Genomic DNA, 7982 nt, shown 5'->3' on the forward strand with positions numbered 1-7982 from the left:
TTCTACTTCAGTATTCTCTCCTGGGAAGTCGCTTTTCACGAGATGTTCCAGCGCGAATACCAGGACGGCAATACCTTGATTCACCCAGCCCTTGGCCTGGGAGCCATCCAATCGCAAGAGGAACAGCCCCTACGCCGCGATGGCTATGTGGCCCGCCTGATTCGCGTCCAGTTCAAGTGTGGCCAGACCTGCGTTTTCCATTCACGAGTCAAAGGGCATGAATCTCCCTCCGAAAGCCTGGCCAGAGAAGTAGCCCAGGCCTTGGAAACGTCAGAGCTGTGAGAAAAAACTGGCAGCATTTCCCTTGAGCTGCGGGCCAGCCAGCCCTCAGCAGCAGGCAAGGTGCAGGAAGGCAAGCGAGCACTGGGACTGGTCGGAAAGCGTGCAGAGGTTATAGAATGGTGATTGAGACGAGGGGTTCGCCTTGGATGCCGCCCGACTGTCCGTGTTCGTGGAGGTAGCCTTGCCAAATGAGAATCGTCAAATTGCTCTTCATCTGCCACCTGGCGGCGCTAGTCTTCGCCCTGGGTGGTCTCCTGATTATCCTGCCTCATCCTGAACTGTGGAACAGCAATCCCATCGGAGTGCGTATCTTCCAGTTTGCCCTGCACTGGGCCGGCTCGCTGCATATCCTCTTTGGGGCAGCTACCATGCTGCTCTTTGGCCTGCTGTGCATCGATGCGCGGCGCACGCTGGTCTTTTTCGCCGCCTCGGTCCTGGTCTCGATTGCCGTGAGCCTGCTCAGCCTGATGGGCATACCGCTGAGCACCGCTTCTTTCTCCGCCTTCCCGGGTCCGAAGCTGGCTGGCATTGTCCCCTACTCGCTCCCGCTCTCATGGTTCTATATGGGTTTCACATCCTATCTGCTGGCCAGCAAGCTAACAGATCGGCTCGGATTGGAGCGACAGACGCTCTGGTCGCTGGTGCTTGGTACCTACTTTCTGACAGTCTGGGATTTGGCACTGAACGCCGTGCTTGTGAGCGGACACCTCGCCACAGCGACCGGTCTTCTGAGTGGCTATAGCAGCGCCTACGGTCTGCCCGTGGGGAACCTCTTCTTGTGGGTTGTTAATTGCCTGCTGCTGATGGCGATCAGCCGCTGGCTGTGGCGCTCCGATCTCGATGTGCACCACCTGGCCATCTGGCTGCCGTTCGCTGTCTATACAGCCAACACAGGCTTTGTGATGGCCCTCAATCTGGGCAGCGGCCTCTGGTCGCCACTGCTCTTGACGGCGGTCTTTGTCCTGGTGCCGGAGTCGCTGGTGGTCTTTCCACGCGAAGAAGGACACCCCCATCCTCAGCATCCAGGACGCCGTGCCCTGAGCCAGTCGACCTGGCTACTGATGCGCGCTGGTGCCCGCGCGATCTCCCATTGGGCGGTGCGCATTCGGGTCGAGGGACTGGAGCAAGTGCCACGCAAAGGTCCGGTCTTGATCGCCGCACGCCATTTCCACTACTTTTATGACGGCTATGCCCTGCTACGGGCCATTCCTCGCCGCTTGCACACGGTCGTCGCTCTCGACTGGCTGCGCTCGAAAACTTCGCGCTTCGCCATAGAACTGGGCTGCTCGCTGGTCGACTGGCTCGTCGTGCTGCGCAGCGAGCAATTCCGCGAGCTGGAGACTAACAGCAACAGTAAGCCCCGCGCCTACAGTCAGCGCGAGGTGCGGCGCTACTTGCGCCAGATGGCCACGCGTGCTGTCAGCCTGCTCCGAGCCGGTGAGGTCCTCGTTATCTTCCCAGAAGCGTATCCTAATATCGACCCACATCCCTCGCCCAAGTCGAATCTGGAGCAATTTCTGCCATTCCGCCCCGGCTTCGTTAAGTTGGTCGAAATGGCAGAACGCGATGGCCGTACGCAAGTGGCCGTCGTCCCGGCTGGCCTGGCCTACGCCCGCGAGAAGGGACGGCATCAGCGCTGGCGGGTGACCGTGCGCTTCGGCCCAGCGCTCTACCGCCGAGATTTTCCCTCTGCCGAGCAGATGCGACGCGTGGTCGAGGAACAGGTGCAGCTTCTCTCTGGAGCGACATCACCACCTCCTTCTCCACGCAGAGATGGCCCTCTCTCAGTTTCATAGCCCTGGCTGAACCCCTCGTCGGCCTGTTTCAGGCCGCACCAGACTGCCCTGCCTGGGACCCTGCCCCCGGGGCCTTACTCGGGCTTGAAAATAGCCCGTTTGCTTTGCTACTTACTTATTCAGTCAGTAAAGGCGGAATCATAGAGGTATGCAGAAAGTAACGCGCCTTTTGAGCGCACTACGCACGTTCCTGCTCAGTGCCAGCGTCTTGCTGGGACTGTGGCAGGACTATCGCATTCAGAAGGCCATTCGTGAGACAGCCTCACCTCGCCCGCGGCGCCTGCCCCAGCCGGCCCCGCGTGTCTCCATTATTCTGCCCGTGCGCAACGAGCAGGAGAATATCGATGGCTGTCTTGCCTCGCTGTTAGGTCAGGATTATCCTGATTTCGAGGTTATTGTTGTTGACGATGGCTCAACCGATGCCACGCCTGCGCGCCTGGCCGCCTGGCAGCAGCGCGATCCGCGCCTGCGTGTCCAGCGCGTCGACGAGCTGCCTGCCGGCTGGGCCGGCAAGGCTCATGCTCTCCATACCGGCGCCACCCTGGCACACGGCGACTGGCTGCTCTTTACCGATGCCGATACGCGCCATGCGCCCCAGACCCTGCGCCTCATGGTTGCTCATGCCATCGCTCACCGTCTTGATCTGCTCTCGATGTTCACTGAGATGCAAATCATTGGTTTGGCAGCACGCCTGCTCACCCCCATGACCGGCCTGCTGTTGACGGTATTGATCACACCCGGTGAGATTCGCAGCGCAGCCCATCCACGTCAGGCCTTCGCCTTCGGTCAGTACATCCTGGTACGACGCGAGGCGTATGAGGCTACAGGGGGCTTTGCCGCACCGGAGGTGCGGGCCTCCTTCACCGAGGATATGGGGATCGCCCAGGTCTTTAAGCGTCAGGGCTGGCGTGAGGACATCGTTGGAGGCTGTGGTCTCGTGAAAAATGTGCAATGGACCACCTGGCGCAGCGCCTGGCGCGGTCTGCGCAAGGGCGCCTATGGGAAACTGGCTCCCTATCCTCTGCTGGGACTGGTAGGGGGATGCTTCTTGATCTACTATGGCCTGGCCCCCCTCCTGACCTTGCGCGAGGCGCTGCGGCCCGGGCGCTTGCGCCAGGAGCGTCTGTCAGCCTTGCTGGCGTTGCTGGCTCTCGGCCTGCAGATCGATAGTAAGCGACGCTTTGGCCAGGCTTTTGGGCTACCGGCACGCTGGGCTTTGCTGGCGCCCCTGGCCAGTACTGCTTTCGGCATGCTGCTGCTCGATACCATGCGCCTGGCTCTCAATGGCCAGGGGGCCGACTGGAAGGGCCGTCGTGCTCCACGCCTCACAAGCAGCAATGTGCTACCTTTATTGTAGGCAGACAGTAGGGAAAGCAACAGGTCCAATAGGCCAGTTGCACAAGCCCAATCCAATGCGGCAGAGCAACTGCCAAGCTCCTGGTAGGTATCGGTGACTGTGCTCCTTCCGAGGACACGCCTTGCAGCGGCGAGGTGTCTAGCATGAAGCTCTCGCAATTCTTCTTACATCTACAATTGATCTTCTTACTTTTCATCACGGTAGTCGCCTTCTGGCAGCGCCGGCGCATCAAGAAGGGAATCAAGGAGCTGATTACCCTCGATAAAGAGGCCTCGCTGCCCGAGCCGGCGCCTCGCGTTTCCGTTATTCTCCCTGTACGGAATGAGGAGGCCAACATCGATACCTGTCTGGCCTCTCTCCTGGCCCAGGACTACCCTGATTTCGAGGTCATCGTTATCGATGATGGCTCAACCGATGCCACGCCTGCGCGCCTGGCCGCCTGGCAGCAGCGCGATCCGCGTCTGCGTGTCCAGCGCGTCGACGAGCTGCCTGCCGGCTGGGCCGGCAAGGCTCATGCTCTCCATACCGGCGCCACCCTGGCACACGGCGACTGGCTGCTCTTTACCGACGCCGATACGCGCCACGCTCCGCAAACCTTGCGTCGCGCTGTGGCTCATGCTATTGCTCATCATCTCGATCTGCTAACTCTTTTCACCGATACTCGTCTGCCCGGTGCAGCCGCGCGCCTGCTGACAGCCATTGGTGCCACATTGCTGGCTATGCTGGCGACGCCCGGCGAGATGCGCGATCCGCGACAGCCAACGCGCGTGCTGGCCATCGGTCAATACCTGCTTGTGCGACGCTCAGCTTATCTGGCCTGTGGCGGCTACAATGCCCCCGAGCTGCGCTCGACCTTCTCGGATGATATTACCCTGGCCTGGTATCTCAAACGCCGCGGCTGCCGTGAAGATATCGTAGCTGAGCGCGGCTTAGTCTTCAATGATCAGTGGACGACCTGGAAAAGCGCCTGGGAGGGCATGCGCAAAAGCAACTATGGTCTGGTGGCAAGCAGTCCGCTTTTGGGCGGCCTCCTAGGTCTAGCCCTGATCATCTATGGCCTGCTGCCTCCTTTCACCTTGGTGCGTCAGCTGTGGCTCTGGCGCTCTCGCAGGCAGAGTCAGTTTCAGTCACAACGACCACAGCAAGGCTATTCAGGCCTGCTGGCGAGCACTCTGGCAGCGCTGACCCTCTTCTTTCAGATCGATACGAAGCGGCGTTTTGAGCGTGAGTATCGTCTACCTTTCGCCTGGTCGCTGACGGCCCCGCTGGGGTGGGCCACCTTTGGGCTGCTGATGCTTGATACCACCCGGCTCGTGCTGAGCGGACGCGGGGCCACCTGGAAAGGGCGCATGGCCCCGCCGCAGCATCGCTCTGTTCACCCGCTGGCTTTCATGGGCAACTTGCTCCAGCGCCTGCGCCCACGTGCTGCCAGGACGCCTAGCGGCTTTGCCCACTACCTTGTCGGACTTTGCAATGGGAAAACGCTTTCACCTTCTTTTCTGGCTACACATTGCCTATCTAGGCCTGACCACGCTGGGAGCCAGTTGGCAGCTCTGGCGCGTTCGACGTACGCTCAAGGAGACCCTCCCTCCCAGTGAGGTCCCCTTGCCAGAGCCGGCGCCTCGCGTTTCGATTGTGGTGCCGATCCGCAACGAGGCGCCGCATATCAATGCCTGCCTGTCATCCCTGCTGGCCCAGGATTATCCTGACTTCGAGGTGCTGGCCATCGATGATGGCTCAACCGATGCCACACCGGCCCTGCTGGCTATCTGGCAGCAGCGCGCTGCGCGCTTACGCGTCTATCGCATCGATGAGCTGCCCGCCGGTTGGGCCGGCAAGGCCCATGCTCTCCATACCGGCGCCACCCTGGCACGCGGTGACTGGTTGCTCTTTACTGACGCCGATACGCGCCACGCCCCTCAAGCCCTGCGCAGGATGATGGCCCATGCGCTCTCTCGGCGCCTCGATTTCCTCTCGATGTTGCCTGACGCGCGCCTCGTGGGATATGGCTCGCGCTTGCTGACCCCGGCAGGGGCGGTCTTAATGACGCATTTCGCTACCCCTGCAGAAATGCGCGACCCCCGACAGCCAGGTCGTGCTTTAGCTGTCGGTCAGTATCTGCTGGTACGTCGCACGGCCTACGCGGCGAGCGGTGGCTACAGCGCTTCTGAACTACGAGCTAGCTTTGGCGACGATGTGGGTCTAGCACAGTTTCTGAAGCGTCGCGGCTGTCGCGAAGACTTTGTTGATGGGCGTGGCCTCGTCTTTAATGAGCAGTGGACAACTTGGCGCAGCGCCTGGCGCGGTTGGCGCAAAAGTGTCTACTCGGTCACAGCCTCGGCTCCCTGGCTCTGCCTCGGCGCCGGTCTGGGATTGATCAGCTACGGTCTGCTACCATTACTCAGTGCATTGACGGGCTTGCGATGGCTCCGCCGCCGGCAATGGGGCCGCTCGGCGCTGACACTGATTCCCGCTCTGTTAACGCTAATTCTGCAGGTGCTTGCGCGCCGTAGTTTCGAGCGCGAACAGGGGCAGCCCGTGACCTGGTCACTGCTCGCTCCACTTGGCTGGGTAGCTTTCGGTCTGCTGATGCTCGATACAGTACGCCTGGCCCTGAGCGGACGGGGAGCAGAATGGAAGGGACGTCATGCCCCTCGTCAGCCGCCGAGCATTCAGGCGCTGGGCCTGCCTTCGCCTCGACAGCGTCGCAGCAGCATTTCCAGACCTTGAGTGATCTCTCTCAGCGCGCCAGGTTCAACAGATTGAGGGTTACCTTTGCCTGGCCATGACGCTGCTTACTTATCTGCCTCTGCCTGTGATAGAATAGGTTCACCATGCATGATCTGTGGGCAGATGTCGATCAAGAATACTCTCAGGTGGCAGCACATGCGGAGACGCGTGCCCGCTCTCTCCGCCAGGGGGATCTCCTAACCTCCTTGCGCTTTTGGCTGCAAGAGGAGTACCTTGCTGGCTACTGTAGGGCATTGCAGCAGAATCCTCTCTATCGGCGCTGCTATTGGATTGATGCCCTGGGTGGTGAGCCACCGCGGGTAGAACAGGCCGCCAGGCGTGAGGCGAGTCTCGAGGAGGGCGTTAGCTCGCGTGAGCGTTCCACAGGCAGGCGACGTACCCATCCCCAGCCACAGCATCCCTGGCTGCAAGCCTTACACACTCTCTCTACCCGCTTGGTTGCTGAGGGTCGCTCATTTGCTCTCTACGGACTGCTGCTAACAGGCTCAGGGGGCGGACGCAGCGCGACTCGTCCCGCCTCAGGCCTTAATGCCAGCCTCAGCAGTCACAGGCCGCAGCTAGCGATTCCCAGAGACAGTGGCTCGATTGCTGCTAGCTGGCCGGAAGCCGCCACAGCTATTCTGCAGGCCCTTGACCAGGCACCGGCGGTTTTCGCCCTCAACCCATTGGCGCCAGTGATTTTCCGCTATGAGGACCTGGAGCCGCTCTTGTTGCGCGCTGCCCCTACGGAACTCTGCTTGCTGATCATGCATCGCCAACTGGAGAGCCGCCTGCGCGCCGCTCGTCGCCATGAGCAGCAGGCTGCCGCTTTGCTCAACCTGCTGCGCAGTGATCGTTGGCGGGCCTTGGTGCCTCACGATGAGGCCGCGCCTCTCTCTGCCGAGGCACTCGCCGAGCTACTCGACCTACTGTTATCCCAGATCCAACGTCATTTTCCTCTCGTGCAGCGTATCGCTCTGCCACGCCCCAGCGGTCCAGCCCACATCGAGACGGCGCCCTATACCCTACTCTTCGCCACGCGTCGCCAGGATAGCCTGCTTGCAATGAATGACGCTGTCTGTACCTATTGGCGTCGGCTTGAGGAGCAAAGTCAGGCCAATCTGCTCGGCAGCGCCTGGTTCCAGGCAAGACGAGAGGAGCGCCGGGCTGCTGCTCGCGAACAGCTCTATCAGCGTACATTACAGACAGGACGCGCTCTACGTAGTCGGCGCTGGCCAGACCTACGGCAGCAGCTTATTAGCAGCACTTTTGGTCAGTTCACCCAGGCTGAGCATGACGCTGTTATTCAGCGACTGCTACGCGAGGGGCAAGTACGCTGTGAATGGCGAGGCTCTCGTCCTGTCCAAGGGCCAGCACAGGGCAGCGAGTCAGCAGAGCCAATACCAGGCCCAGATGATCTACTGATCTGGCCAGCAGCACGCTAAGGAGGCCGACCTCTCACCCACAAGGCAGACCAGGGGTCAGCATCTACGCGCGGATAACGGATTACACAGGGAGCAGGAGAGTAAGGAGACGTTGCCAGGGGGAAACGCCGGCCAATGGGGTAAACCGGCGTCATTGGTAACGCCTCCCATAGGAGAACGCGAGAGCCAGTCAAAATCAGAGCAGTAACTTGCTCGTCTACTACAATCTCTTTCTTTGGCTGGCAACGACGATAGCAACGGGAGGGTGATGTGGATACCGAGAGCGTCTCACAGAAAAATACCTTGAATGAGCTGACCGGAGCTGAGTGGCTCTATTTCACTAAGAGTATACTCATCACGAATTATCCCTCCGTCTATGGACACGAGTTGCGC

Annotated in this window: 6 protein-coding genes; all 6 read left to right on the forward strand. The window is 60.6% G+C overall.

What is annotated here, in order from left to right; all coding sequences use genetic code 11:
* The coding region (locus tag IRZ24_RS13615) for a hypothetical protein (RefSeq protein WP_297165157.1) at positions 1-282 on the forward strand (282 nt) is incomplete at its 5' end.
* 188 nt (positions 283-470) lie between these two features.
* Positions 471-2078 carry a carotenoid biosynthesis protein gene (locus tag IRZ24_RS13620; RefSeq protein ID WP_297165159.1) on the forward strand — a complete coding sequence of 536 codons (1608 nt, stop codon included), beginning with the start codon at positions 471-473 and terminating at the stop codon, positions 2076-2078.
* Between the two features lie 148 nt (positions 2079-2226).
* Complete coding sequence (locus tag IRZ24_RS13625; RefSeq protein WP_297165161.1) at positions 2227-3435, forward strand: glycosyltransferase family 2 protein; 1209 nt, start codon at positions 2227-2229, stop codon at positions 3433-3435.
* A 143-nt stretch (positions 3436-3578) separates the two neighbouring features.
* On the forward strand, positions 3579-5033 hold the full coding sequence (locus IRZ24_RS13630) for a glycosyltransferase family 2 protein (protein ID WP_297165162.1): 1455 nt from the start codon (positions 3579-3581) through the stop codon (positions 5031-5033).
* Positions 5034-5040: 7 nt separating this feature from the next.
* Positions 5041-6165, forward strand: a complete 1125-nt coding sequence (locus IRZ24_RS13635; protein ID WP_297165164.1) for a glycosyltransferase family 2 protein — start codon at positions 5041-5043, stop codon at positions 6163-6165.
* Positions 6166-6311: 146 nt separating this feature from the next.
* Complete coding sequence (locus tag IRZ24_RS13640) at positions 6312-7610, forward strand: hypothetical protein (RefSeq protein WP_297165167.1); 1299 nt, start codon at positions 6312-6314, stop codon at positions 7608-7610.
* Positions 7611-7982: the final 372 nt, after the last annotated feature.

The sequence above is a fragment of the Thermogemmatispora sp. genome, assembly GCF_019683755.1.
In the GTDB taxonomy this organism is placed as follows: Bacteria; Chloroflexota; Ktedonobacteria; order Ktedonobacterales; family Ktedonobacteraceae; genus Thermogemmatispora.